Annotated in this window: 29 protein-coding genes; 7 read left to right on the top strand and 22 right to left on the bottom strand. The window is 62.9% G+C overall.

Annotated features, from left to right (window positions below; translation table 11 throughout):
- Positions 1–337 precede the first annotated feature (337 nt).
- The 6 genes from AC0L14_RS23000 to AC0L14_RS22975 all read right to left on the bottom strand — a co-directional run bounded on the left by AC0L14_RS23000 (position 338) and on the right by AC0L14_RS22975 (position 2,685).
- Entirely contained in the window at positions 338–628 is a 291-nt protein-coding gene (locus AC0L14_RS23000) for a hypothetical protein (protein ID WP_473529687.1), read from the bottom strand.
- Positions 629–869: 241 nt separating this feature from the next.
- Positions 870–1,214: a hypothetical protein gene (locus tag AC0L14_RS22995; RefSeq protein ID WP_473750860.1), complete on the bottom strand. Its 345-nt coding sequence runs from the start codon at positions 1,212–1,214 to the stop codon at positions 870–872.
- Positions 1,193–1,420, bottom strand: a complete 228-nt coding sequence (locus tag AC0L14_RS22990; protein WP_473750859.1) for a hypothetical protein — start codon at positions 1,418–1,420, stop codon at positions 1,193–1,195. The genes AC0L14_RS22995 and AC0L14_RS22990 overlap by 22 nt, the downstream gene beginning before the upstream one ends.
- On the bottom strand, positions 1,405–1,671 hold the full coding sequence (locus tag AC0L14_RS22985; RefSeq protein WP_473750858.1) for a hypothetical protein: 267 nt from the start codon (positions 1,669–1,671) through the stop codon (positions 1,405–1,407). Before AC0L14_RS22985 ends, AC0L14_RS22990 begins: the two co-directional genes overlap by 16 nt.
- Position 1,672: 1 nt before the next feature.
- Positions 1,673–1,891 (bottom strand): hypothetical protein, encoded by a 219-nt coding sequence (locus AC0L14_RS22980; protein WP_473750857.1) that lies wholly within the window; start codon positions 1,889–1,891, stop codon positions 1,673–1,675.
- On the bottom strand, positions 1,888–2,685 hold the full coding sequence (locus tag AC0L14_RS22975; RefSeq protein ID WP_473750856.1) for an N-acetylmuramidase family protein: 798 nt from the start codon (positions 2,683–2,685) through the stop codon (positions 1,888–1,890). The genes AC0L14_RS22980 and AC0L14_RS22975 overlap by 4 nt, the downstream gene beginning before the upstream one ends.
- Positions 2,686–2,775: 90 nt before the next feature.
- Here AC0L14_RS22975 and AC0L14_RS22970 point away from each other — a divergent pair, with 90 nt between their 5' ends.
- The 4 genes from AC0L14_RS22970 to AC0L14_RS22955 all read left to right on the top strand — a co-directional run bounded on the left by AC0L14_RS22970 (position 2,776) and on the right by AC0L14_RS22955 (position 5,093).
- On the top strand, positions 2,776–2,955 hold the full coding sequence (locus AC0L14_RS22970; protein ID WP_029351723.1) for a hypothetical protein: 180 nt from the start codon (positions 2,776–2,778) through the stop codon (positions 2,953–2,955).
- A gap of 96 nt (positions 2,956–3,051) precedes the next feature.
- On the top strand, positions 3,052–3,213 hold the full coding sequence (locus AC0L14_RS22965; protein ID WP_473750855.1) for a hypothetical protein: 162 nt from the start codon (positions 3,052–3,054) through the stop codon (positions 3,211–3,213).
- 461 nt (positions 3,214–3,674) lie between these two features.
- A complete protein-coding gene (locus AC0L14_RS22960; protein ID WP_473488172.1) occupies positions 3,675–3,845 on the top strand; it encodes a hypothetical protein in 171 nt (56 codons plus the stop codon).
- A 498-nt stretch (positions 3,846–4,343) separates the two neighbouring features.
- Positions 4,344–5,093: a hypothetical protein gene (locus AC0L14_RS22955; protein ID WP_473750854.1), complete on the top strand. Its 750-nt coding sequence runs from the start codon at positions 4,344–4,346 to the stop codon at positions 5,091–5,093.
- A 222-nt stretch (positions 5,094–5,315) separates the two neighbouring features.
- Here the strand turns inward: AC0L14_RS22955 and AC0L14_RS22950 are convergent, their stop codons facing one another.
- The 11 genes from AC0L14_RS22950 to AC0L14_RS22900 all read right to left on the bottom strand — a co-directional run bounded on the left by AC0L14_RS22950 (position 5,316) and on the right by AC0L14_RS22900 (position 17,988).
- Positions 5,316–5,702, bottom strand: a complete 387-nt coding sequence (locus AC0L14_RS22950) for an acyltransferase (RefSeq protein ID WP_473750853.1) — start codon at positions 5,700–5,702, stop codon at positions 5,316–5,318.
- A 219-nt stretch (positions 5,703–5,921) separates the two neighbouring features.
- On the bottom strand, positions 5,922–8,654 hold the full coding sequence (locus tag AC0L14_RS22945; protein ID WP_473750852.1) for an SGNH/GDSL hydrolase family protein: 2,733 nt from the start codon (positions 8,652–8,654) through the stop codon (positions 5,922–5,924).
- Between the two features lie 157 nt (positions 8,655–8,811).
- On the bottom strand, positions 8,812–9,165 hold the full coding sequence (locus AC0L14_RS22940) for a VanZ family protein (protein ID WP_473750851.1): 354 nt from the start codon (positions 9,163–9,165) through the stop codon (positions 8,812–8,814).
- A gap of 298 nt (positions 9,166–9,463) precedes the next feature.
- The gene (locus tag AC0L14_RS22935) at positions 9,464–10,345 is read right to left on the bottom strand and encodes a hypothetical protein (protein WP_473750850.1); all 882 of its coding nucleotides are present in this window, start codon (positions 10,343–10,345) and stop codon (positions 9,464–9,466) included.
- On the bottom strand, positions 10,345–10,836 hold the full coding sequence (locus tag AC0L14_RS22930) for a hypothetical protein (protein WP_473529701.1): 492 nt from the start codon (positions 10,834–10,836) through the stop codon (positions 10,345–10,347). Before AC0L14_RS22930 ends, AC0L14_RS22935 begins: the two co-directional genes overlap by 1 nt.
- 2 nt (positions 10,837–10,838) lie before the next feature.
- Entirely contained in the window at positions 10,839–11,282 is a 444-nt protein-coding gene (locus AC0L14_RS22925; RefSeq protein ID WP_473750849.1) for a hypothetical protein, read from the bottom strand.
- Positions 11,283–11,791: 509 nt separating this feature from the next.
- Positions 11,792–14,233 carry a phage tail protein gene (locus AC0L14_RS22920; protein WP_473750848.1) on the bottom strand — a complete coding sequence of 814 codons (2,442 nt, stop codon included), beginning with the start codon at positions 14,231–14,233 and terminating at the stop codon, positions 11,792–11,794.
- Positions 14,233–14,826, bottom strand: a complete 594-nt coding sequence (locus AC0L14_RS22915; protein ID WP_473750847.1) for a phage connector family protein — start codon at positions 14,824–14,826, stop codon at positions 14,233–14,235. The genes AC0L14_RS22920 and AC0L14_RS22915 overlap by 1 nt, the downstream gene beginning before the upstream one ends.
- Before the next feature lie 618 nt (positions 14,827–15,444).
- Positions 15,445–15,699, bottom strand: a complete 255-nt coding sequence (locus tag AC0L14_RS22910; RefSeq protein WP_473750845.1) for a hypothetical protein — start codon at positions 15,697–15,699, stop codon at positions 15,445–15,447.
- 211 nt (positions 15,700–15,910) lie between these two features.
- The gene (locus AC0L14_RS22905; protein WP_123147901.1) at positions 15,911–16,900 is read right to left on the bottom strand and encodes a Coat protein; all 990 of its coding nucleotides are present in this window, start codon (positions 16,898–16,900) and stop codon (positions 15,911–15,913) included.
- Between the two features lie 179 nt (positions 16,901–17,079).
- Positions 17,080–17,988 carry a hypothetical protein gene (locus AC0L14_RS22900; RefSeq protein ID WP_473750844.1) on the bottom strand — a complete coding sequence of 303 codons (909 nt, stop codon included), beginning with the start codon at positions 17,986–17,988 and terminating at the stop codon, positions 17,080–17,082.
- 324 nt (positions 17,989–18,312) lie between these two features.
- Between AC0L14_RS22900 and AC0L14_RS22895 the strand changes: the two genes are divergently transcribed.
- Both AC0L14_RS22895 and AC0L14_RS22890 read left to right on the top strand, forming a co-directional pair.
- Entirely contained in the window at positions 18,313–18,627 is a 315-nt protein-coding gene (locus tag AC0L14_RS22895; RefSeq protein WP_077382798.1) for a YMGG-like glycine zipper-containing protein, read from the top strand.
- Between the two features lie 90 nt (positions 18,628–18,717).
- The gene (locus tag AC0L14_RS22890) at positions 18,718–19,083 is read left to right on the top strand and encodes an endonuclease domain-containing protein (RefSeq protein WP_473488230.1); all 366 of its coding nucleotides are present in this window, start codon (positions 18,718–18,720) and stop codon (positions 19,081–19,083) included.
- Positions 19,084–19,180: 97 nt separating this feature from the next.
- Here AC0L14_RS22890 and AC0L14_RS22885 read toward each other — a convergent pair whose 3' ends face one another.
- Positions 19,181–19,504 (bottom strand): Bbp19 family protein, encoded by a 324-nt coding sequence (locus AC0L14_RS22885; protein ID WP_473488187.1) that lies wholly within the window; start codon positions 19,502–19,504, stop codon positions 19,181–19,183.
- The gene (locus tag AC0L14_RS22880; protein ID WP_473750843.1) at positions 19,501–21,234 is read right to left on the bottom strand and encodes a portal protein; all 1,734 of its coding nucleotides are present in this window, start codon (positions 21,232–21,234) and stop codon (positions 19,501–19,503) included. The genes AC0L14_RS22885 and AC0L14_RS22880 overlap by 4 nt, the downstream gene beginning before the upstream one ends.
- A gap of 126 nt (positions 21,235–21,360) precedes the next feature.
- Here AC0L14_RS22880 and AC0L14_RS22875 point away from each other — a divergent pair, with 126 nt between their 5' ends.
- Positions 21,361–21,978 carry a methyltransferase domain-containing protein gene (locus AC0L14_RS22875; RefSeq protein WP_473750842.1) on the top strand — a complete coding sequence of 206 codons (618 nt, stop codon included), beginning with the start codon at positions 21,361–21,363 and terminating at the stop codon, positions 21,976–21,978.
- 188 nt (positions 21,979–22,166) lie between these two features.
- Here the strand turns inward: AC0L14_RS22875 and AC0L14_RS22870 are convergent, their stop codons facing one another.
- From AC0L14_RS22870 to AC0L14_RS22860, 3 genes are read right to left on the bottom strand one after another with little or no spacing between them, the layout of a single operon-like run.
- Positions 22,167–22,292: a hypothetical protein gene (locus AC0L14_RS22870; RefSeq protein ID WP_268929659.1), complete on the bottom strand. Its 126-nt coding sequence runs from the start codon at positions 22,290–22,292 to the stop codon at positions 22,167–22,169.
- Positions 22,261–22,830: a hypothetical protein gene (locus tag AC0L14_RS22865; protein ID WP_473641459.1), complete on the bottom strand. Its 570-nt coding sequence runs from the start codon at positions 22,828–22,830 to the stop codon at positions 22,261–22,263. The genes AC0L14_RS22870 and AC0L14_RS22865 overlap by 32 nt, the downstream gene beginning before the upstream one ends.
- A 31-nt stretch (positions 22,831–22,861) precedes the next feature.
- Positions 22,862–23,617, bottom strand: a complete 756-nt coding sequence (locus AC0L14_RS22860) for a phage terminase large subunit family protein (protein WP_473750841.1) — start codon at positions 23,615–23,617, stop codon at positions 22,862–22,864.
- Between the last annotated feature and the right edge of the window lie 151 nt (positions 23,618–23,768).

Below are 23,768 nucleotides of genomic sequence, written 5' to 3'. Positions count from 1 at the left end.
TGCGTCTGTTCGCATGTCATGGTGCGCGCATCCGGCCGGCCGTAAGCCATGCTTGTGGCGGCGAGCAGGATCGCTGCAGCTGTCGAGACGATTGGGCGAGCTGGCATGGTAAATCCTCTCAAGGGTCGTGCCCAACGCGCACCTTCGCCCGTGGTTCCGCAACCTTCACCCGGGTCTCCCGCAAGAGGCTGTCGCTGCGGCGCAATAATGCATGTCGCGCAAAAGCTTGCCCTCGGGCTTGACCCGAACTTCCTGACGCACTCATCCTGGGGCGAAGCAAGGAGCGACGCGACGCGGCGCAGACCCTGGGTGTTTGATCCTGGACTTTAATGGCGCATCATCGCAATCCGAGAACCGGTTCCTCGCATCGATGGACCCGGCATTGACCGTCAAGCGTCCTCACATAGGAGGTGACGGGCGCTTCGGGCCAGTCGCACTCATTGCCGTATTGGCGGACATATCGATCATAGGTGTTTCGGCCGGTGGACAGGACGACGGCGCGCCGGCTCTGGATCAGCTGCTGCGTCTGTTCGCATGTCATGGTGCGCGCATCCGGCCGGCCGTAAGCCATGCTTGTGGCGGCGAGCAGGATCGCTGCGGCTGTCGAGACGATTGGGCGAGCTGGCATGGTAGATCCTCTCAAGGGTCGTGCCTAACGCGCATCTCCGCCCGTGGTTCCGCAACCTTCACCCGGTCTCCCGCAAGAGGCTGTCGCTGCGGCGCAATAATGCATGTCGCGCAAAAGCATGCCCTCGGGCCTGAACCGAGGGTGTGCAGCGGTTTTGCGATAACGACATGCATAAAACAACAACCTAAAGCGCGTCGCATGAGGCCGGTCAAACGCGACGCGCTTTAAGACGGGCGCGATCTCACTCCTCCTTCTCCGGCTTGAACCGCCTCACCACCACCTCGAAGACGATGTCCGAGATCCACATCGCCGAGACGCCGATGAGGAACGCCGCGGCCAGCGTCGTGGTGCCGTCGTCGGGCGACGGTATCGGCACGCCGGTAGCGCGGAAGTAATGCACCACCGGCAATGTCAGGTAGGCCGCCGCCAGCGCGCCGCAGATCGGCGACGCCACCATCTCGCGGACCTTGTAGCGGTGGCGCGACAAGGCGCGCAAAATGCCGCCGGAAAGGCCGGCGACCACCACCGGCGCCTTGACGCCGAGAGCATCGAGAAGCTCCTGTATCATGGCTTCCACCCGCACCATCTGGCGCCCTTCGCGTTGTAGGCGTTCACCTCGTCGAGCTCGGGCCGCGTCATGGCGGCGACGACGACGGCGGAGGGACGGCGCGGCTGGTTGTGGTCGCACCAGACCTGACGCGCCGGCGAAACCGGCGTTGTGCATCCGGCGAGCAACAGGCCCCCAAACAGCAGGCTCTCGAGCAGCAGACTGATCATCAGTGCCTTGCCCATCGCATCGCCTCCCGCCGTGCGGCTTCGTCCGGCAGGTCGCGCGCCGCGCGTTCGGCATCGCTCGCCTCGCGGTCCATCTCGAGGCGCTCCTCGACGGCGGCGAGTTTTTCCGCCGCTCGCCTGGCCGTATCCTTGTTGGCCCGGCTGATGCCGCCGGCGACAAACAGGCCGATGCCGCCGACCAGCGCGGCGAGTATCGCCATGATCGTCGTATTGCCGGCGAGCGCGCTCAGCATGGAAAGCACCCACATCTCAATTGCCCTCCACGGCAGGCTGTCGTCTGACGAGGCCGGCAACGCCGTCGCGGACGACATTCATCAGGATCTTGAGCAGGGTCAGCACCCCGGTGATCTTGAGCGCCAGGGCAGCGTCGATGCCGAACAGCGTCCAGTCGAAGCCGACCAGGCCGGCGAGCAGCAGGATCAGCACATTGATCAGATTGTGCGCGGCATTGGTATTGAACCACGTCATGGCTTTACCTTTCGAAACAAAGAGAGAATTGCGGCGACCAACGGAGCCAGGACTGAGGCCCAGAATCCGGGCAATGGTCCGGGCCGCACTCCAGCCTCGCCCGGCTCGTGCTTTGGCCCTGAAGACGCAAGAATGTCGGGTTGCGGAGCCTGCGGGATCGGAACAGGCGCTGGAGGCTGCGCTGGGGCGGCGGCCGGCGTGTCCTTGACACCGGACCATTTTCGGAACGCCTCGGCTAGCCTGATATCGTAGGCGTTTTTCCCATAGGATGCGCCGTTGTAACCCTTGGCAAAGCCGGCCCAATCATGCTTGCGCAATTTGTCGTCGAGCCGGTTGGCGGCGATGAAATTGACCGCCGCCGCCAGCTGCAGCGCTTCGTCCTCCATCATGGCTTCGACCATGGCCTGCACGGTGAGGAAGCCGGCCGCCTTGAAATTCTCGCCGAGAACCTGGCCGAGGCCCCACGACGCCGATCTGAGCGCCGCCGTCTCGTCGATGGCGCAGGCGGCTTTCAGGCGGGGGTAGCTGTCCCGGGGATAAGGCTTTTCGCCCCATTTGGCATAGGCAAGGCCGGCCGCGACAGCTTGCGCCTGCTTCGCCCCCGACAGGTTGCGGAAAAACACATGCGGCTCGAACAGGATGACCGGCCGGCCATGGGCGTCGAAGCCATGCCCGCTGGTTTCGACATCGAGAAAGGCGTGGATCTCATCCTCGCCGACGCCGATCCTGGCGCCAAGTTTTGGCAGATCGAGGTCGTCCAGGCGCCTGGCGGCGCCCTTGAACGTGGTGTCCATGGTCGTGTCCTTTCCGCCCTCGCGGGCCGGTTGATGTTTGCAGGCGATTGTGTGAAATGAGCCCCAAGGAGAGCGGGAGGACAGCGGCCGATGTCGCAAGATGAAGGAACGGCGCGCTGGACGGTGAAGGCCGAGCTGTGCGCGGTCGGCCGCGACAAGCCGCTGCTTGTGGCGCTGGCAGCGATCCTGTGCCTCTATTGCGGGCTGGTCGCCGGGCCGATCCTCTATGCGTTCCTGGCCATCCAGGGCATGGCGGATTTCTTCAAGTGATCGTGTTTGACCGCTTGAGAAGCTCGATCCGTCCTGCCAGCTGAACCGAAATCGCTTAGCCGGGATATCCCGTGGGACGCAGGTGCGGGAGGGCGCGTGACATTACGGATCAGGCTTCCGGGCGGGACCTTGAAGATCAAGACGAGGGACAAGCTGCGCCGCCGCGAACAGAAGCGCGAGGTTCCGGTCTGGAAGGTCGGAAATTACTTCATCATCTGGTGGCCGGGCGGCATGTCAGGGCGCCCGCCAAAACAATGATCCCGAGCCTGCGCCCCGACCGCTCCGGAAACGGTCCCGGAAGATAGCCCCGGAAACGATGACCGGCCCTTGACTCTTCCGCAACGGAAGCTCTCTAGTGCTGCGCTGCACAATGGGGATTGGGCTGATCGCGGTTCGTATCAAGTTGCCGGGCGGCACCTTGAAGATGAAGGTGTATCGGGAGTTGCGCGGGCGCGAAAGCAGCCGGCGCATCCCTGTCGTTAAGATCGGTTCGGTCTATTTCACCTGGCCGGCCGCGTCCTTTGAACGACCCGCCCGGTGCACCGGACGATCCTGATCAACCCGGGCGACGCGCTTGACGCCCTGACCGTCATCGAGCGTCCGCGCTCAAATTCTTCCGGAAGAATCAAAAAAACCATCGGCTGTTGACTCTTCGCTGAGGGGAGTTCTCTAATTGCTGCATTGCACATCATCATTCCTTGCCGGCGGGAGTTGAACCGATGGCAGTGCGTATCAAATTGCCGGGCGGCACCCTGAAGATGAAAGTCTATCGCGAATTGCGGGTGCGCGAACGCGAGCGCCGCGTGCCGGTCATGAAGATAGGTTCGCTGTATTTTATCTGGTGGTCGAACAGCCAGCCTCACGACAAGCCGCAAGACAGCCGTCATTAGCTCTGAATATTGTCCGCACAACGACTGGCCGGCGCAGCGTATCGGCGGGTCGTACGCGACATCATCACCGGTCTATCAAACATGGATGTGATAGGTCGATAGTGCGACGTCGGCCTCCATCAGATCGGCAGCCGTTGCCACTGCGATTAATGAAGCAGCGCGAAACGCCTCTCTCAAAAACGCTGTGAACTTCATGGATCCCTACATCTGCCTGCGCAATTCGGAAGATGTAACGGGAGATGGTATTCACCTATCCCCGTAAGGCCATCGTTGCGATTGTCGAAGCCATTCGAGCAGCAGCAGCCTAGCGCCTTAAATCATCGTTCGGCTCGTCTTGCAAAGCGCCGTCGCTTGCCACAAAAGAACCAATGAGCAGTCTTCCTCAAGCAGGGACCGGATGTGGATTGATCAACAGTCGAAATTCGCGAAATTCTCGATTCATCCCGCTGGCGGAGCGCAGCTTATGATCATCGCTGAGTGGCCAGAAGGTACCGACTTATGAGCATCCAATCCCGCGCGCACGCTTTCCTTCGAGCAAGCCCGCTTCGTTATTATTATCACCTCGCGAAGGCGCGACTCGGCGGATCTCCACAATCCGACGAGAGCGTGATCCTGTCCGGGCTTGTCGGCCAAAGCCCAACAACCTTCTTGGAATTTGGCTTTCATCCAACCGAGTACAATTGCATCGGGCTCCGTGACTTTCAGGGTCTGCTTGTCGACGGCGATGGACAGACCGTTCGGTTGGCTCGCTCTCTCCTGCCGGAGCGGATCGAAGCGCGTCAGAGTTTCATCACACTCGACAACATCAAGAGTCTGGGAGCGCATTTTCCGAAACTTGGAGTGCTATCTATCGATGTCGATGGAAATGACTACTGGTTCCTCCAGGCCCTCTTGCCGGTCCGCCCGGCCGTCATCGTAGCCGAGTACAATGCCAGCTTCGGCCTTCACCCGATCACGGTGCCCTATGATCCATCATTCGATCGAGGTGCGAAGCACGAAAGTGGCTGGTATCATGGCGCCTCGATTACCGCGCTGACGAACCTCTGCAAAACGCACGGCTACAAGCTTGTCGCCGTTTCGGCCGCCGGCGGAAATGTCTTCTTCCTACCTGAGGCTTCGAAATTGCCAGAACTTGATCCCGGCCAGGCCTATCGAGAAAGCACCCTTCGCAACCGCTGGTCGGGCACGACAGCAAAGGACCAGTGGGAACGGATCAAACACATGCCCTTCGTCGAAACCGTCAGCTGACGGGGACGCCGATCGTATTCGAGCAAACGCCGCCTCTACACTACACAATCGAAGCGATTGACTCGCGGCGGCAGATTTCCATGCCAATTTGCCACCAGCGACGATGCCGAAGAGATGCGTGTGCAATTCAAAGGGATTGCAAGGAGATTCCGCACCTGCACATGAAGCTCTTAACGGCGCAGTGCTCATTGATGAGAGGCAACCCGCCGCATCATTCATTGGTCAGCCAGGCGGCACCAAGGCGTCGGACGGGACATCCGATCGCACGATGGCGCCGGCAGAAATTATCGCCCGGTCGCCGACGGTCACGCCTTTCATGATCATGGCACCGGTGCCAATCCAGACATCATCACCGATCGTCACCGGAGCCGAGCGTATGCCGGGATCAATACGCGGGTGACCCGTTTTGAAGATGGCCTGCGTTTGCGCGAAACGCTTTTCCGGATCCATTGGATGAGAGTTTGTGTCGTGGATTACGACACCTGAAGAAACAAGCACTCGTTTGCCAATCTTGATGCCGATCGGGTCTGAAGACCAGACCGTCGAGCCGGCACCAAGAAAGAACCAGTCCCCGATCTCGATGCGGCCCTCGTGGGCGAAGATCTGCAAATGTCCGTCCAAATGGCTGTCCGCGCCAATCGAAACCCGTGATCGGTCGCCATGGATGTTGAAGATTTCAGCCTCGGCACCGAACCGGGTCCGCGGTCCGATGGTGGCATTCTCCTTTGCGGCGCCCGTAGCGATCCACGACCAGAAACGGCGGCGAAGAGCGAGTATGGTGGAGAAGATGCCCATTCGCGAACATCTGCCACACAGGACCATCCCAGTCTAGGCTCCGAAGCAGCCCCGACGCGCCATCTGACGCAGGCATTCGGCGTCGTAGGCGGCATGGCGCAGACTGCCGGCAGCATTCGGATGAAGCTCGTCAGACATGTACAGCGTCGACGTGAGGTAGCCCATGCCGCTCTGGGAGATGTCAATGAACGGAATGCCGAGAGCATGTGCCACATAGCGCTCGGCCTCGAAGAACTGGTCCATCCTGTTGCCCTGGCCGTTGGTGCGACCGATGCGATGGGTCGCGTGACCGGGGCCACCGCTGTAAGTTCCGATCATGACAATCTTGGCGTTCGGTGCCTGTGCTCGGATGGCGACGCATGCCGCCCAGAGTGACCCGTAGTGCGTGGCGTAGGTCGTGTCGCCAAAGGCACCTAGAGGCGTCTCTTGGGCACCAAAGGCATTCGGACCAGGCTCCAAGGTGACCAACTCCGTATCGGCCGGAATGTCTACAATCCTGTTCGACATGCCGTAGCTCGGATATGCGGTAGTGCTAAGGCCCAGCGCCGAGCCGCTGACGCCAAGGTTGGTCAGCACCATACCCGTCAGTCCCGCAAGCAGCGGCGCATAGTAAGCACCGATTGTGATGCTGGAGCCGAGCGCCGCCCATTTTTTCCCGACAAGTGCCGCCGAACCATCATCGTATGGATCTCCGCCAATTGCGGTCGGGTCGGCCAGCAGGCCGAGATAGAGGGCGGCGTCGGCCACGACAGTCAGGCCAGCGCTCTTAGTCCACCCGACAGAGGAAAGGTTCTCGGCCGACCCGAAAATATTCGCCCCTCCGTTGAGGCTGAAAGATGATCGCTGAATATAGAGGCCGGACACCCCGTCGCCGACGTAAGGATGCGTCCCTGTGTCTTTGAAAATTCGGTGTTGCCAATTCGAAGACGCCGAGGCCGAAGCGGTCGCCTCGACCCGGCACCTAAACCAGCCATTGCCGAGGGCAGTACAGCTTGAGCCGGTGACAGCCGCCCCCGCCTGCGCAACCGTTCCAAGTTCCAGATTGAACGTGCAGTCGATCAACGCAGCATTGTTCGAAAACAGATTTAGGCGCTTTCGTTCGGCCCTCTTGGCGATCACCTCCCAGACAATGAGGTCCCCTGCGACGACAGATTTGCCCTGCCAGGTCGAGGGGCTTCCCGAAACCGCTGGCTCGACAACTTTCGATGCTGTCATGCGGCCGTTGACGATTACGTCGAGGCCATCGACAATCGGAGGGAGAGAGACCAGAGCCGGCTCGTTCGGGCTGGTCGTGGTGGTGACCGTCACATTCTGTTTTGTGAAGGTGGCGTTTGCCGGGTCGCTGCTCGGGAACAGATTGGCGGTCAAACCTTGCTTCCGAAGGACGATGCTGCGGATAAACATTCCGCTAGTGCCGTCGCCGGTATACGGAAGCGTGCCAGACGCCGACATTCTGGCCTGCACGTTGTTCGTAATGTTTGCTGCGACTAGGACGACGGCTTTGCACTCGTACCAACCGAAGCCCAGATCGGTGATCGAAGAACTTACGCAATTTGCGCCCGTGTGACTTGCGACGACGCCCTGTTCAAGATCGAAGTTGACCGTATAGGCCGCACCGGCGGCGGAATGGATAAGCTGGAGGGAACCGCGTTCCGCCGCCCTCGCAATGACGACGTGTTCAATCGTGTCGCCAGCCACAAAAGAGTAGGATCGATAGACGGACGGGCTAACAGACCCAGCCGCCTCCGTGAGTTTGGCTGTGGGTACGCTCAGCCCTTCAAGCATCGCTATGGTATCGACGTTCGAAAGCAGCGCGGACGTTGCAGCCCTGATGCCGGTATCGGCCGCGGCCGGGCCGGCTGTCACGTTGTAGAGGCCAAGCACGCCGGTCGAGACTTCGGTCCAAAAGTATTCACCAACCTCAACATTCCGGGCGAGGACCGCCGAAGCGCTGGCCCCGGCAAGCCCAGCAGACGCCGCGAAGCTGAAGTTTGGCGCCGCCGTGTAGGAGCCGGGCGCCGTGATCAGGATCTGCGTCAGCGCGCCGCCAGCCACAACGAAGCGTCCGGCGGCACCCGAACCGGCGCCGCCGGTAAACGCCAAATCGAAGGTGCCGTTGGTGCCACCGGCGCCCGCCGTGATCGCACCGCTGCCGACGACACCAAAACCGATCGCCGCCGTCGTTGTCGGGAAAATGCCCTTGCCATACAGCGACGCGTCGCGTGCCGCCTGCGCGCTGGCCAGGTTGGCCGCGGTGGTGACGACATCGGCGGCGGTTTGTCCGGCATTGGTGACAGAGCTGGCAGCGCTGGCGGCTGCCTGGCCGGCACTGGCCTCGGTGGCATCCTTCAGCATCTGCGTCTCGTCGCGCAGCGATTCGACATCCTCGACCACCTCCGCAATGTCGGGCGGCACGAACGGCGCAATGGCGATGGCATTGCTGCCCACCACCGGCTCGTCGGCGCTAAATTCAAACACCCGCCCGGCATTGGTTGTCCCGACCTGGGTGTGAACCGTCGTTCCCTTCTGCAAGGTGCGGGCGGTGCGGGCGTCGGCGGCGCGGAACCATTCGCCCTCGCTCACCGTGTAGATGCCGTTCTGTCTCTGGTCGGCCTGGTCCTTGACCAGCACGCGGTCGCCAACCTCGCACGGCACGCCGTCGATGGCCTGCAGGCCACGAAGGAGGATGTTGACCGTGGTCGCCAGGCGCACGGGTTCGCGTTCGCCGGTCAGAAGTCGAACGGCGGCAGTTGCAGGTCGAGCCATCAGGCTTCTCCATGAAAAAGCCCCGCGAAAGCGAGGCTTGAAAGTGCTCTATGATTTCAGCGTGCGCTTACGGGACGCGCGGTCCATGGCACATCTGGCGGCGGCGCGGCTGGTCTAGCTGGCCTTGAGAAAAAAGGCGCCCAAAACCCGCTGCGGCCTATGGCAACCCGCCAACGCGCCTCTTTGTCCAGCCGGCGATTGTCAGCCCGCACGCCATGCCGGCGCAGTCGGCAACCCAGTCGAACCCATCCAGATCGCGCCCTATCAGTTGCGAGCCCTGAAGAACCTCGATCGCCGCGCCGGTGAAGGCGAGGACAACAACCAGCCTTGCCTTGTGTTCCGGCCAGCCGAGGCTTCCCAACGCCGCCAGCACGGCGAAGGCGATGGCGTGATGCAACTTGTCATCGTAAAGCGTGACGGCCGTGCCGAAATCCGGCAAGAACCGCGCCGGCAGAAGAGTGAGCAGGAGAACGCCGGCCAACGTAACCGGAAAAACGATCCTTGCCAGCATCCGATAAGACTCTAAGCGCAACAAGGTAGGGTCAGTCCTTCATCTGAAAAGCCTGGATGGGCCAGGTGGATTTCCGTTCCAATGATCGCATCAGCGTTTGGGAATTTCAAATCCAGAACCACAAGCCTGTGTTGTAAGAAAGGCCGCCGTCGCTCTTATCGCCCTGGAAACGACCACATACCTGCGTGCATTGCCAGCGGCGATTTCAGGAACTTTGGGTTTTTCCCGTGAAAAAGCCGGCGGCCAATGCAACAGGGCACGTAAAGAGAAAATCTAGCCGGCCGCTTGGTTGCGGACATCAGTTTTGCGCCACCGAGGCGCCGGCCAGCCGGGCGAGCGCAACCCTGTCGTCGGGCCTGAGATCAGCAAGGCGGTCATCGCCCGAAGCGGACCAATTCGGGTTTTTCGCCGACAGGTCGGTGCCGCCTTCAGCGCCGGTGGTTTCACCGTTGATCGCGCCGATGGTGGCCCTCGCGGCAGGCTCGGCGCCAAGCAGTTCAACAGCGCGGCCCGGATCCTTGGCGATCATCGCCTGGGCGAGCGCCTTTGCCGTGTTGCTGCGCCAGGCAATTTCGGCCGCTTGCCTGGCGACCGGGTTGCCCATCTTGGCGATGAAGCCGAACCCGCTCTGCCTGATCGCCTCGAACGCTGCGGTGTCGTCCGGGTCGCTCTGCGCGATGGCGCTTGTGTAGGAGTCCTGCGCCTTGGACCATTCGGTCTGCTCATACTCCTGGCGGCGCGCATATTGCTGTGCGGCCAGGCGTGCCGAGCCGGCCAGCCTCAAAACCTCTTTTTTCCTGATGAAGTCGGCGCGCTCGCTCTCCGGCACTTTCGGCACGATGCTGTCGAATATCTTGTCGAACAGGCCGAACTTGACGACGCCGTTGGTGCGGGGATCGACCTGGCCATAGATGCTGTCATGCAGGCCGCGACCGTCGGCCGGCGCATTCTGGATCGCCTCGTTTTCGGCCTGGGCGATCTGCCCGCTCAGCTCGCGGCCGATGACCTCGGCGTCGAAGGCGTCCTGCTGCTGCTTCTGTTGCCTGAACCGCTCGGCGACAGCCGAGAGCTCGTCGCCAAAGCCTTGCATGGCGGCGCCGACCGGCGAGCCGCCGGGATAGGAAACCACATTGCCGGTGTCGAGCCGGCGCTGGGCAAGCTGGAGGGGGATGGTCGCCATTAGTAAAGCCCTCCGCCCGGCGCCGGCGGAAAGGCGCTCTTGCCGAATGTCACCGCCTTGCTCGGGTCGTAGAGGCCGGAAAGGCCGGACACGAGGTTGCCGCCAGCCCTAAAGATCGAGGCCGCCGCCGACTGCTTGCCGGAAAAACGCGAGATCGCCGCCTGCGTGGTCAGATTGTTCTGGCGCAGCTGCGAGCCGTACTGGATCGCCTTGATGTCGAGCTGGCCCTGCCTGGCGTTGGCCGCCAGCACCTCTGTCGGCGAGCCTGCCATGGCGACGCCCGACGCGCCGGCCTGGGCGCGCGCCTGCGCTTGCAGAAGATCCTGCTTGTGGCGCTCCTGGCCCTGTTCGAAGGCCGCGGCTTGCGCGTCGGCCCGCGCCTGCTGTTCATAGGCCCTGGCCTGATAGTCGGCCATCTGCCTCGACTGCTGGCCTTCGACCAGCGCGCCGCCGACCGAGAGGGCCGTGCCGATAAGGGCAAGTGTGCACATGGTCAGCCGCGGCCTCGGCCACGAAGCGAAAATCTGCCCGCGATGCCTCCAACCGGCGCGCCGAGCGCCGGGCGCGGGTCGAGCGCGCCGCCGGGGCTGAGGAGGGACAGAAGCAGCCTGTCGGCCTGGATCGCTGCCGCGCTGAGACGAGCGGGTGCTGCCGCTCGCCGCCCGGCTATGGCGGCGCGCCGGATGGCAGTCGGGTTGATTTTCAGGCTGGCAACGCCGGCGGCGTCGAACTGGCTGTTGGCGGTGGCGACGGCGCGGCGCAAGGCATCGGCGTCGAACAATTGCTGGCGCAGCTGTTCGATCAGCCATTGGGCCATGCGCCAGCGCTCGTCGAGGGAAGCGGCGTTTGCCCTGATCTCGTCGGCAAGTGCTGCGATGTCAATGCAGGCTTCACTTTGCGCGGCGGCGCGGCGCTTGTCATGGGGGATTGGGGTCACGGGAGGGTCCTTTTAGGAGGGTGATGGGCGGTTCGCGCAGCTGCCGATCTCCCCCCTCGGGGGGAGATGCCCGGCAGGGCAGAGGGGGCGCGAAGGAACGCGGCCTTGGGTTTAACGTTTGATCAGCCGAGAATTGGCGCGAGGAAGCAATTGCGGTTGATTGATAGGCCGGCGGAACAGCGCCGCCCTCTGTCCTGCCGGACATCTCTCCCTTGAGGCAGGGCTATCGCAGGTGGAAAGCCGAGGCTTTCGCTCTACGATGCACCCCCACCCCTAACCCCTCCCCACGAGGGGGAGGGAGACTTCCGTTGGCGCCGACCTCGGCAGATTGCCTGCCCTTCAGCGCCAAATGGGAAATTAAAGGCGCGCGGCAGCGTTCCCTCCCCCTTGTGGGGAGGGTTAGGGTGGGGGTCCACCTTCGCAAGAATCCATATGCGATCGCCCTGCCTCAAGGCGGGAGATGTCCGGCAGGACAGAGGGCGGGAACGCTACGTTTGGTGTTTGAGGGTCTACGCCTCACTGTCGAACACCGGCGTGAACGCCCGAATCGTGCATGGCGTCGGGTTGGTGTGGCGGATCTTCACCCTGCCCTGCCCTTCCCAGCTGTCGTCGATCGGCACCTCGACATTGCCGGTGAACAGATTGGCCATGCCGTCGGGCGAGACGATCGAGGGGATACGAACCGGCTCCCACCGACCGCGCATCAACGACGTGATTTCCAGCCCGGTCGTGTCTGTTTCCAGCACGGAGAGGATGACCTTGGCGACCTTCTTTCGACGCCCGACGATCGACCCGTCCCTGCCGCCGACATCAAGTTCCAGGGTGTCGGCGCCGGCCTCATAGGGTAGCCCGACCTGCCATTTGGCCGCCGTTGCCCCGCCGGGCAAGGAAACCGCTCCGGCAGCCACGACAAGGCCCTTGTAAACCTTGCCATCCGCCAGAGCGTCGACGGTTTCGCCTTCGAGGTGACCCAGGCCTGTGACCATCCCCACGGCCGCGCCGGTGTAGGACAGGCCGCAATCGACTTCGAACGCGTCGGCGACCTCGCCATATTCGAATGGCACAGTCTTGATTTCGATAGTGCGCTTCGTCGCGCCACCGATGGTGCGCTTGACGATCAGCCAGAGATCATCATTGCCGTCCTGCCCCGGCGTGACCACGGCGCTTTCAATCATGCCCCATGCCGAACCGGAGAACGAGCCGGCGATGCGATGCCGGTGCATGCCGCGGACTTCCTGGGAAGGCTGGTGCGTGTAGCCGCCAAGTTCCCCGTTATCGAGCGGGAACCACAGCAGCGGATCGGGATCGGTCTGGAACGCCAGTTCGACGACGCCCTTTTTCGGAATGTGCTCGGAAATCTGTCCGACATCATCTGACGTGAAGCGGCCGGTGGCGTTCTGGGTCAGTTCGGCGATCGATTTGCGGGAGCGCGTCACATAAAGGAACGACTGCCCGGCATCCACCGGACGGACCTTGGCGCAGCCGAATGTGCGGGACCGACGGTTTTTGAAGGACGACGGCGTCAACGCCTCGTCGATGCCCGAACCCGACAGCGCGCGGACCCCGCCAAGCGTTCCGATCAGCAAAGCCCCATCGGATTCCGCAATCCATGTGATATCGTTGGCTTGGCCGCCGCCGGCCTGGACGAACTCCAGCGCGTCGTCATCTTCCTCGCCGAGCGCGAAATTGTCGAAGTCGCCGGTCGCGGATGCGTAGACGGAGAATTTTCGGCTGAAGACCAGCCGCTCCTCGTACAGCGAACCGCTTTCGACATACTTGCCGGGAACGAAAGTGCCGAGACGCCAGCGCGCGATCGGGCTGAGATTGGGAAGCGCATGCCCATACAGCCTGATTTTCACGACCGTGGTGCTGGTGCGGCTCGTGATGCGCGCCCAGCGCCAGATGGCATCCGAGCCGAGCAGCCGAATGGCGCGGCCGACATCTGATGCCTGGAAACCGGTGCCGTCATTGATGCCGACGATCGAGGACGCCGTGAGATCGAATGGCGTCTGTGTATCGCCATCCTCATGCCATCCCATTTCCGCGATCGTAACATTGCTGTCGTCCTCGGAGCCGGTGATGTTCAGCCGATAGGACTGGTAGGCCGTCTCATTCTGAAATTCGTAGAAGCGCACCTCGCCGCGCGACCACCCGGTTTCAGCCGTCCGGCTGTCAAGCGAGATCCAGTTGGTGCCGTCAAAACCCTGGAAATCCCAGGCGACCGGTGCCCTTGTGCCGCCGATGGATTGCGCGCGAAGCCAGTAGCCGTCACAAACCTTGGTCCCGGCGAAGGCATAGGACACGAAGCCGGTGGTCGTGCCGAGCGAAAGGTTTGACCCATTGTCCCGGTCGAACACCTTGTAGGCGTCGGCGGAGCCGCTGCTGTCCGCAGCAGCGCCGCCTGCAGCGGTATTGTTGGTCATAAGAGGATGGACGGCGCCGGTCTCGGCGGGGGCCATGGTGGTCGCGGTTGTGTTGATGTCGTCATAGGGGCCGTCGAGAAAGACGGACTCGGCAAGCGTCCATGTGGTGTGCGCCGTGCGGGTGAGAACCTGCGGCGGGTAGTCCGCGTGGGTGATCCACATCTGGTCGGCGGACTGGACGATTTGCAGGTCGAACAGATCGGCTTCGGGATAGGGTGTCGCCACGTCCACCGTGCCGACGCGGGCGCCATAGGCATAGACGCGGATGTAGAGGTCGCCGAACTCCAGCATATAGGCCTGGTCCGCCGAGAAGATGAACGGTATGCCGCGCGTCTTCTTCGACGAATCCTTGGCCTCGCCGACGAAATACGACCCGCCGCGCTTGCGGATGCCGCCATGCGGCAAGGTGACGAAGTTTTCGCACCGGGAAAGCGCCGCGCGGTAAAGATCGAGCGACGCGCGGGCGTGTAGCCGCGGCGAGATCTCGCCACGAACGAATGTGTCCTGGACCGGATAGAGCGTCGTCATCAGCGCACAAACCCGCCGCGCTGGATCGCCCACGACGTCGTTGAAAACCTGCCGCCACGCTGGATGGCGTTGGACAGGAACGCCGCGTCGAGCGCCCGGTCATAGGCACCGCGGGCAATATCGATCATCCCGGCCTTGTGGGTCAGCGGATGCGCGATCTTGATGGCAAGGGCCGCGACCAGCACTTCCGTGAACAATGCGTCCCAGTCGTTCGGATCGGTCAGGTTGGCGATGTAGCGGATGAGGCGCGGCCCCGACTGGTCGCAATAGATCAGCCCGGCCTCTTGGCGCCACGAGATCGGCACCCCATCCGGCTCGCCATTATGGGTCAGCGGCAAAGGCCGCAGGCAGTCCACGGGCAATTCATAGGCAAAGTTAAGCGTGCCCGCGCCGCTGCCGGTATCGGACCCGGCGACGGCGGCCGCCAGGATTGCGAACACCCAGGCATGTTTCGTCAGCTCCGCCTCGCGGGTCAGGTCGAAATGCAGATTGAGCAGGCGGGCTGCCTTCACATCCTGATCGAGGCTGTCGATCGGCGCCTCGTCGAGAACGCCAAGCGCCATGTTGGCGATGTCGAGCGGGGTGATGGCCATGGTTTAGGCCTCCATCTGTGTGGATCGGGAAAAGAGGGCCTGGGCCCACAGCAAAAAGCCGCTTCGTAGCGGCTGGGATTTTTGGGGGATAATTGATGATGGGGTCGCGTTCCTTCGCGCCCCCTCTGTCCTGCCCTCTTTGCCAGCACTGGCATCTCCCCCACTTGGGGCAGGGCAATCGCATTTGGATTCTTGCGAAGGTGGACCCCCACCCTAACCCTCCCCACAAGGGGGAGGGAACGCTGCCGCGCGCCATTACTTCCCCTTTGGCGCCGAAAGGCAGGCAATTTGCCGAGGTCAGCGCCACCGGAAGTCTCCCTCCCCCCTGTGGGGAGGGGTTAGGGGTGGGGGTACATCGTAGAGCGAAAAGCTTCGGCTTTCCACCTGCGGTAGCTCTGCACTTGGGGGAGATCGGCGGTTTTAGCGCTCCGCCAGTCCTGCAATGTTGAAGGTTGGCGAAAGCGGCGGTGACAGCCCATCTCCCCACTCGTGGGGGGAGATGTCCGGCAGGACAGAGGGGGGCGCGAAGGAACACGACCGCAGGAAACTAGTGGCGTGCGCCCACGTCATAATCGCCGCGCAACGCGGCGATGAGTTGCGGCCTGAATTCCTGCGGCTTCAGCCGAGGCGTGCGCTTGTCGAGCCCCGCCGCCGCCCTGTTTCGGCCGGCTTGGCAGAGGCGCTTGCTTGCAACGTTCCGGCACCTCTCGTCATCGCCAAGCCCCTATCCCGGGCTTCCTGAAGACTTGTCGTGTAGTAGGCGGTGTTTTCCAGACCGCTTAAGAAGTTTATGCGGTGAAGTTCGCCCTTTTTGCTTATGACAACGCCCGCTTTTCGAAGCACTTCCTGAACTGCCTTGTATGTCATTTTCATGGTTACCCCCTTGCCAAGACAAGGCAGCATCGTCCTCTTGTGTAACCGTTTGGTGACGGCGATTCATCAACGTGCAACAACAACAATGTGGCCAGATCCAAATCTCGTATCAGTTTAATGCAGCACAGCACGTGAATTTGGGATTCGCCACATTGGCCGACCGAGCGTCCAAAAAGGCGGGAGTCTGACGCCCCCGCCCCTTCCGGTCCTATCAGGCTTCGGTCGTCTTCAGCGCGATGAACGTCATGTTCTTGACGCTCGATGCCGTGCGGTCCCAGTTCGCCGCCAGCGCCAGTTCGGCGTCGGTGGCGAATTCGCCGGCCGAGGAGGCGTCGAGGAAGCGTGTGCCGGGCACATGCGGGACAAAATGCCGGCGGCCGACCATTTCGGTGACGCCGCCGCCATGGCCCTGGCGCGGCTTGCGGTCGAACTCCAGCGGCCCGCCTTCGGTATTGACCGGCAGCTCGTTCCACAGGATCGCCTTGTCCTTGAACATGAACGCCGTGTAGACGCCAGTTGCGACCGGGATGTCGTCGTCGACGACGGCACGCAGCCCCATGTAATAGGGGATCAGCGGCCCGCCCTGCTCGGACGGCGGCACATAATCGATGAGGTCGGCGAGCTTCAGCGCCTTCATCTGCTTGGAGTGCATCCAGATCGTCTTGAACTTGTCGGCACGGTCGCCCATCAGATAGGCAGCCTCGATGATGTCGGTGTCGACGATCGAGGCGCCGGTGACGCGCACCAGATCGCCCGCATCATTGGCGAGGTTGTCGGCCACCACGCCCTTCAGGATGCCGAGCAGCGTCAGCTTGTTGGCGCGCTGCCAGTAGTCGGTCTGGCGGCGGACAATGAGTTTCTGCGGGTCGTCGCCGGCCAGGATCGAGGTCAGGTCCGGAATGCCCCAGGCCTGGGCGCGGACATTGCGGGCGGCGACCTCGCGGCGGGCGCCGATCTTCTTCAACTCGATCGAGTCGGCCGGATCGTCATTGACCGGCTCGGACGGATCATTGCCGAGATCCTTCCAGCCGGGCATGTCGACGGAACGCCCGCCCATGGAGAGCTTCGAGGCGATGGCCGGGTCGGAAAACAGGATCCCGGCCTGGTAGATCTCGAGCGACTGGACGTGCTCCTCGAACGAGTATTGTGCATAGACGGACGGAACGATCGCGTCCGCGATGCGGGTATAGGCGTCTGCCATTTTTTCTTTCCTTCAGGTTGATTGACGGCAAATCCGTCAAAGACCGTTTCGAAACTCGCTCTGGCGAGCCATATGGTGGTGGTTTCGAGAACCGGAGCGCAGCGGACTTTTGGGTCCGTGAGCACCGGAAGCACAGAAAACGCCATTAGATGGCCGCCAGAGTAGAGTTTCCAAACGGGCTAGAGGGGGTTGTTGGGGATCCACAGGTCGGGGTTTTCGCCGGCCTCGCGTGCCAGCCGCCGGGCGCGGGCGGGATCGCTTTTGACGAGGGCTGAGATATCGGTCAGGTTGCGTTCGCCGGCGGCGTTGCGCTTGAACGGATTGCCTCCGCTCAAAACCGCACCACCGTCGATCGTGTCTTCCCTGAACATCGCCTCGCCGACGGCGTGAAACGCCTTGGCGATCTGCGGATCGGTCAAGGCCCCGTCAGGCAGGAGGATGCCCTTTGCCTTGTAGGCATCGATCAGGCCGAGCTTTTTCATCGCCCGGTTGGCGACCTCCAATCTCCTACGAAAGCCGTCGCTGTCGGTCGCTCCCCAATCCCTGACCAGGTCGTCGTGAGTGGCCTCGACCGAACGGGCAAGGGCGATCTGCTGCACCTTGGCCTGCTCGGCCATGTAGCCGACGAAACGGTCGTGATAGGCCTGCGCCACCTTCGGCGTGGCGCCGGCCTCGACCGCCCAGGTCTTGGACGCATTGGCGAGCTCGTCCGAATAGGCGAAGTCTTCGGGAAGCCCGTCGGGGCGCCTGTACTCGACCTTGTCGGGCGATGTCAGCGGACGCATCGCCTCAGGCAACCGGGCATGGAACCTGTCCCAGTCTTCCCCAGGCGCGTCCGCCGAGGGAACGCGGAGGCTTTCGCCCTGCTGCTGTTCCAGCTCCGCATAGGATGTGAAAACCCGATCGAGGCTTTCAGGCTTGGTCCAGCCCTTGGTTTCAGCGAGCTTGCGGTTGCCTTCGGAAAGACCGTCAAACCAACTTTCTGCAGCCGGCGGGGCGGACCCGTTGTCCCCGGCGGCCGGTGGCCGTGCAAGGTTGCCCGCCGGTGGTGAAGCCACCACGGACCCGGCGTCTGCCAGATCTGTCATGAGAAATATTCCTTTTGTTGTTTGGAAATGGAAAGACGCTGGCCGGTTCAGCCCGGCTTTTTTGCTTTTGGATCTGAGGGGTCGGCTGGGCGGGTCGAATCGTTGCGGCCGCAGCCTGATTCATTTCGACAGAGCCTGACTCCATCGACTTGTTTGACTATGATCTTTCCGAGTCGGAAGCACTCGCCGTCAAGACGAAAGAAACCATGTCGCATTTCGTGACAAGTGGTTGCCGCTGTTCCGCCGCAATGCGACCGCACTTGGCAAACACTTGGCAAAACCAGCCAGTGTATTAGTTCATAGGCTTCAACGGAGTATCAGACGATGACCATGTACAAAGCCATTGCCGCCCTGCTTGTGACTGCCGCGCTGGCAGGATGTGCCCAGACCGAAGGGCAGCAAAGAGCGACCACGGGGGCCCTGGTCGGCGGCGCTGGCGGCGCTCTCGTCGGTCAGGCCCTGGGCCGCGACACCAAGAGCACGGTTATCGGTGCAGCCAGCGGCGCCCTGCTGGGGGCGGTCGTCGGCAGCGCAACCACGCCGCAGCGGCGCGGCGAACAGCTTTGCCGCTATCAGGATCGCTACGGCCGCATCTACACCGCACCTTGCGACGACCGCTACTACCGCGGCAATTATTGAGAGATAGCGGACTGCAAACTACGGCAAGGCCGGCAGGACAGAGGGGGGCGCCGTAGAGCGCCAACCTCAATAAGTGACCGAGCATTGACAATGCCTCACACGCCACTGCCTCCGCGAAATCGCGCAAATGCCAAATCGATGCGGAAGGCGATGACCGGTGCTGAGCTGAAGCTCTGGAACGAGCTTCGCGCGCATCGGCTGATGGGGCTTGGCTTCCGCCGACAATTTCCGATTGCCGGTTACATTGTCGACTTCGCTTGCCCGGACAAGAAGCTCGTCATCGAAGTCGATGGTTCACAGCATGCCGACGCCAATGCAGGCGATGAGGCAAGAACAAAGCGTCTTGAACAAGACGGCTGGACCATCCTGCGCTTCTGGAACGACGACGTCATTCGCGACATCGACAATGTCTGCCAGCACATTGTGATCGAGGCAGGGCTCGCAGGTGCGATTTGATACGCCGGCGGGACAGCGCCCCCTCTGTCCTGCCGGACATCTCCCCCACAAGGGGGGAGATTGGCGGCTTCACCGACACCGCACTCCTTCTTAACCCCTACCTCCCCTCCAATCTTGCCGCCTGCTCCAGCGCCGCCAGCCGCTCAGCGTCCAGCGTCAGGAATCCCATGATGTGCTGCACCACTTCGGCGCGCGCATTGCTCAGTGCGCTGTGCAGTTCGAAGCCGTTCGGCGTCTTCGTCTTGGCCAGCCACTCGCCATAGGACGGGCGGCGGTAATAGCCGGTCGCCGCCGTCAGGTCGGCCAGCACCATCTCGCCGTCCTGGCCTGAGAACACCCTGAGATAGGCCTTGGTCAGCGCGTCCTGCGCCTTGGCCGGGCCGCCGGCCTGGCTCGAATGGGCGAAACGTTTGCCGCTCATGCGACGCCGCCCTCGCCGCCCTGCGGCATCAGCCCGCTGAGACTGTCGAGCAGGCCGCTGTCACGCGCCTGCACGGCGGCGGGCACGGCATCCCTGGCCACCTTGCCGGCGGTGGCGATCGCCGCCATGCCGGCCTGCGCGGCTTGAGCTTTGGCTCTGGCATCGCGGATATCAGCCACGTCGTCCTGGCGGCGAAAAATGCGCTGCGGGCTGCGGCCAGCGCTCTGCACGATCTTGAGCGCCTCGTCGCCGTCGATATTGTCCATGACGCCGGGGTCGAACTGCGCCATCTGCATGGCGGTGGTGACGACCTGGATGGTGTCGCGCGCCTCGGCCGAGCGGCGCAGCACGTCGAGCGGCCCGGTGAAGGTCGGCCGCACCGCCTTGCCGGCAAGGCTCGCCGGCGGCAGGAACCGGCTGTCTTCCTCATACAATCCTTTGTCTTCGAGGATACCGAGCTCGCGGTCGAGATTCGCGGCAAAGCCGGCCTGGATGATCGAGCCGGAGGGCCCGAGCAGCGCGCCCTTCTCCTCCTGCCGGATCAGCGCTTCCGTGGCCGTCATTTGCGGGTTCTGCACCAGCGTCTGGAACAGGTTTACGAACATCATGTCGCGGATCTCCTCGGCCCGGCTTTCCGCGTAGTCGAATGCATAGGTCGGGTTCTGGCCCACAGCGATCGGCGCAATCAGCGGCCGGCCATTGTCGTCGATCAGGCCCGGATAGTTCTCGCCGGGATTGAGCACCGGCACATAGTCGAGCCTGGCCTTCGACGCGGTCGCCGGATCGGTGATCTGCTGCAGCGCCCTGAGGCCCGAGCGGCGCACGGCGTTTTCCTCGCGCACGGTGGTCAACGCCTCGATGGTCGGCGAGATGCCATAGGGGTCGCCCTCATAGCGGCGCCAGTTGAAGCACGACACCGGGAAGGAGCGGAAACCGCTCTCCCTGACGATGACCTCCTCGTCCTCGATGACGTGATAGGAAGCGAAGGCCGTGTCGAGATACTGGTAGGATCCGCCCAACCGGTACATCTTGCGCTCGTCGCGCGGCTGGATGCACTGGATCAGCGAAATTTTGGTCTCGCATTTGGCCGGGTCGTCGACCAGCATTTTGATCCGCGCCGGCAGTTTCTCATAGCCGAGCAGTTGCGCCGCCTGGCGCGCCGTGCGCTCGTAGCGGCGGTGGAAAATGTCGACCTGACCCCAGCGGTTGCGGCAGAGATAGCCCTCGACCACCGGGATCGAGGCATAGCGGATCAGCGTGCCGCCAAAGCCCTCCTCGGCGTAGAGATAGGCCGGGCCGTAGCGCACGACGTTGCGCAGGCAGGCCTGCGTCGCCGGCACGAAATTCGAATTGGCGGAATAGCGCAGCGCAAACAGGAAATCGCGAAGCGCCTCCGCCCACTCCTTCTCCTCGTCGGTCTCCTCGTCATTCATGGCTGCGGTCGACAGCCCGTGCCATTTTTCCGACTGCGGGATGATCAGGCTTTCCAGCCCGGCGGCCAGCCGGTTTGCGGCCGAGTTGATGGTGTTGGCGTAGACGCGGGCGCCACGCCGCTCCTGTCGCTCGGGCTGCGTAGCCGCGCCGGATTGCCGGCGCCCACTCCAGACATCGGGCGCGTCGGGGTCGCAGAATTCGGACACCGCCTCCCAGACAGCCTCATACTGGCTCCGCTCTGTCTCGAGTTCCGCCTGCCGCGACAGGATATCGTGGGCGCGGGAATCGCTCGTCATGGCGTTTCTTTCTTCGGTGGTATCAGCCTGTTCGAAGCCCAGATATTGCCAAGGCCAGGTCGAATTTTGTTCGCTTTTGCGATGTTCAAGGGGGCGCGGCGGGGATTTAAGGAGATCGATTTGACAATGACGGAAAGCCTACCCGGCGCCCTGAAGAGGCGAAGCAAGCAGGTTGCAAAGCGGCTGCTCGGCTACGATTCCCGCAATTGGCTGCGCATCAGGCAGATCGAGGCGTTCACCGCGTTTCTTGAGGCGGACGGCCGCAAATCCTCTGACGTGATCGAGATCTCGCCCGGCTGGAACCGCCACTGGAAGACGATGTGTTCCAACTATACGTCGGTCGATTTCCCCGACTTCGACATCTGCAAGGACCGCACCGACCGGCAATATTCCGTCGTCATCGCCGACCAGGTGCTGGAACATGTGCAGCGCCCGCTCGCCGCGGTACAGAATATCCATGCCATGACCCGGCCGGGCGGCTGGGCGATGGTGGCGACACCGTTCCTGTTCAGGGTGCATGCCAGGCCGCACGACTACAACCGCTGGACCCCCGCCGGCCTCAAGCAGGTGCTGGTCGAAGGCGGCTTCCCCCAGGCGGAAATCCAGGTGTTCAGCTGGGGCAACAAGGCCTGCGCAAAAGCCCATATCGGCGGCCCCGTCCGCGCCTACGGCCTATGGCGCGACCTCAGCAACGACGAGGAATATCCGCTGATGGTGTGGGCGTTCGCACGCAAACCGAGGTGAGAGCGTAATCTCCCCCCTTGAGGGGGAGATGTCGCCGAAGGCGACAGACGCCGCGCGTAAAGCGCCAACCTTGATCTGCCGCAGGAGGCCGCGTCCGGTCGCGCCGACCCCCTCTGGCCTGCCCTCTTTGCCACCACTTGGCATCTCCCCCCTCAAGGGGGGAGATTACGCCCTTCATCGCACCCACATCACACCCCCAGCAGCACGCGGCGCTGGCCGGTGAGTTCGCTCGGCGACAGGTCGGTCTTGACTGTGCCGGCGGTGCCCTGGCGCTGCTCGAGTTCAGCCCTGAGTGCGGCTTCGCGCGCCTGCACGTCCTTGTCGGCAATGGTCGGTGTCGGTGGCAGCGGCTTCAGTGCCGGCGGCTTTTGAAAAAGGCACATGGTTCCAGCTTTCTCTTGTCCAGTCGTAGAGCAAAAAATCTTCGCCATTGCGGCCGTAACCCGGCAGGCGGCAGCGTTGCGTGGCGCCAAGCCGGGCGAGCCAGCGCAGCGCCAATTCATTGGCGGCCAGCGCCCGCGCCTCGACGCGGAAAGCACCGCGCGCGGCCACGTCAGGCCCGAGCACGGCGTGAAAGAACTCGGTAATACCAGGCACGCAGCGCTTCATGCGGCGCGTGCCCCAGCTCCAGGCAATCCACAACCCGCCGCGCTGTTCGGCGGCGCCAAAGCCGGCTTCCGGATTGCCGTTTAGCGCGGCGACATAGGCAAACCCCTGCAGCGCCGTCAGCGCCAGCAGCGCCGGCGACCAGTCGTCGAACTGGCAGTCGATCTCAGCCCGGTCTTCGGGCCGCAGGTTGGCGGCGATGTAGGAAAGGTCGCGCAACGTGGCGGGGATGATGCGGACGGTCATGAGGCGATCATGGTATGTGGTTGCCTTCGAGTCACCGAAACGCCCCCAGCGGATCACTCTGCCCCGCCTTTGGCCGCACCGCCTTGAACTCCGCCGGGTCGACCAACGCTTCCCTCAGCATCATCACGCCATAGCGTGTCGCGGCCATCAGATCGTCGCGCAGCTTCACCACCTGGCCGTCTTTGCGGTGATAGAGACGGAATTCCTCGAACCAGGGCAAAAGCGTCGAAAACACCTTGAAGCGGCCGCTCTGCATGCGGTCGAGCATCTCCATCAGCCCGGCCTCGACCGACACCGAACCGTCGGCGAACTGCGCATGGCTGGTCAGCATGTTGAGCCCATGCGCCGCGTATTGCCGGGCAAGTGCCACGCCCGCACCTTCCAGCGTCTCGCGGCGGCCGTCGCGCGGCCATGCCCAGGGCAACCATTCGCCCCACGGTTTTAAGGTCAGCGCCTGCATCGCCGGCGTTTGCTGCGACGCCCGGCAGGCTTTGGTGACATAGACGACATCGGTCTCGGTATCCCAGGCGAGCTCGACCGCTGCAGACGGATGGTCCCAGCCGAAATCCAGCGCGCCGAGCCGCGGCCAGTAGCGCGGCAGCCGGAACGGCTCGCAGGCGATCAGCTCTTCCGGCACCGGAAAGATGCGGCCGGAGCCGAGCACCGGAATGCCCTTGGCCCGCGCCTCGCGCTCATGTGCGGGATAGGCTGATATGATCGCGGCGCGCTGCTGCGGCGTATAATGCTCGGCATCGTCGATGGTCATGAAGGTGACGTGGCGGGTCATGAGCGCCCTCGCGGCTTGAATCATTTTGGCAGAGGCAGGGCGTATGGTGTTGTTCGGCCAAGGACTTTTCCGTTGGCAGGACAGAGGGGGGCGCGAAGGAACGCAACGGGTGAGCGGAAGCGAGAGCTTCCTTCCCAAAAACCACCTCACC

It is taken from the genome of Mesorhizobium sp. WSM4841 (genome assembly GCF_055811515.1).
This window is presented reverse-complemented; position numbering and strand designations above follow the sequence as displayed.

Bases quoted from the DNA above. Each gene is read 5' to 3' on its own strand.
- AC0L14_RS22975 (WP_473750856.1), bottom strand. From the start codon at position 2,685: ATGGACACCACGTTCAAGGGCGCCGCCAGGCGCCTGGACGACCTCGAT.
- AC0L14_RS22990 (WP_473750859.1), bottom strand. From the start codon at position 1,420: ATGGGCAAGGCACTGATGATCAGTCTGCTGCTCGAGAGCCTGCTGTTT.
- AC0L14_RS22875 (WP_473750842.1), top strand. From the start codon at position 21,361: ATGACGGAAAGCCTACCCGGCGCCCTGAAGAGGCGAAGCAAGCAGGTT.
- AC0L14_RS22900 (WP_473750844.1), bottom strand. From the start codon at position 17,988: ATGACAGATCTGGCAGACGCCGGGTCCGTGGTGGCTTCACCACCGGCG.
- AC0L14_RS22910 (WP_473750845.1), bottom strand. From the start codon at position 15,699: ATGAAAATGACATACAAGGCAGTTCAGGAAGTGCTTCGAAAAGCGGGC.
- AC0L14_RS22980 (WP_473750857.1), bottom strand. From the start codon at position 1,891: ATGACGTGGTTCAATACCAATGCCGCGCACAATCTGATCAATGTGCTG.
- AC0L14_RS23000 (WP_473529687.1), bottom strand. From the start codon at position 628: ATGCCAGCTCGCCCAATCGTCTCGACAGCCGCAGCGATCCTGCTCGCC.
- AC0L14_RS22955 (WP_473750854.1), top strand. From the start codon at position 4,344: ATGAGCATCCAATCCCGCGCGCACGCTTTCCTTCGAGCAAGCCCGCTT.
- AC0L14_RS22915 (WP_473750847.1), bottom strand. From the start codon at position 14,826: ATGGCCATCACCCCGCTCGACATCGCCAACATGGCGCTTGGCGTTCTC.
- AC0L14_RS22945 (WP_473750852.1), bottom strand. From the start codon at position 8,654: ATGGCTCGACCTGCAACTGCCGCCGTTCGACTTCTGACCGGCGAACGC.
- AC0L14_RS22960 (WP_473488172.1), top strand. From the start codon at position 3,675: ATGGCAGTGCGTATCAAATTGCCGGGCGGCACCCTGAAGATGAAAGTC.
- AC0L14_RS22985 (WP_473750858.1), bottom strand. From the start codon at position 1,671: ATGTGGGTGCTTTCCATGCTGAGCGCGCTCGCCGGCAATACGACGATC.
- AC0L14_RS22860 (WP_473750841.1), bottom strand. From the start codon at position 23,617: ATGACCCGCCACGTCACCTTCATGACCATCGACGATGCCGAGCATTAT.
- AC0L14_RS22895 (WP_077382798.1), top strand. From the start codon at position 18,313: ATGACCATGTACAAAGCCATTGCCGCCCTGCTTGTGACTGCCGCGCTG.
- AC0L14_RS22885 (WP_473488187.1), bottom strand. From the start codon at position 19,504: ATGAGCGGCAAACGTTTCGCCCATTCGAGCCAGGCCGGCGGCCCGGCC.
- AC0L14_RS22995 (WP_473750860.1), bottom strand. From the start codon at position 1,214: ATGGTGCGGGTGGAAGCCATGATACAGGAGCTTCTCGATGCTCTCGGC.
- AC0L14_RS22880 (WP_473750843.1), bottom strand. From the start codon at position 21,234: ATGACGAGCGATTCCCGCGCCCACGATATCCTGTCGCGGCAGGCGGAA.
- AC0L14_RS22935 (WP_473750850.1), bottom strand. From the start codon at position 10,345: ATGGCGACCATCCCCCTCCAGCTTGCCCAGCGCCGGCTCGACACCGGC.
- AC0L14_RS22865 (WP_473641459.1), bottom strand. From the start codon at position 22,830: ATGACCGTCCGCATCATCCCCGCCACGTTGCGCGACCTTTCCTACATC.
- AC0L14_RS22905 (WP_123147901.1), bottom strand. From the start codon at position 16,900: ATGGCAGACGCCTATACCCGCATCGCGGACGCGATCGTTCCGTCCGTC.
- AC0L14_RS22970 (WP_029351723.1), top strand. From the start codon at position 2,776: ATGTCGCAAGATGAAGGAACGGCGCGCTGGACGGTGAAGGCCGAGCTG.
- AC0L14_RS22920 (WP_473750848.1), bottom strand. From the start codon at position 14,233: ATGACGACGCTCTATCCGGTCCAGGACACATTCGTTCGTGGCGAGATC.
- AC0L14_RS22890 (WP_473488230.1), top strand. From the start codon at position 18,718: ATGCCTCACACGCCACTGCCTCCGCGAAATCGCGCAAATGCCAAATCG.
- AC0L14_RS22940 (WP_473750851.1), bottom strand. From the start codon at position 9,165: ATGCTGGCAAGGATCGTTTTTCCGGTTACGTTGGCCGGCGTTCTCCTG.
- AC0L14_RS22930 (WP_473529701.1), bottom strand. From the start codon at position 10,836: ATGTGCACACTTGCCCTTATCGGCACGGCCCTCTCGGTCGGCGGCGCG.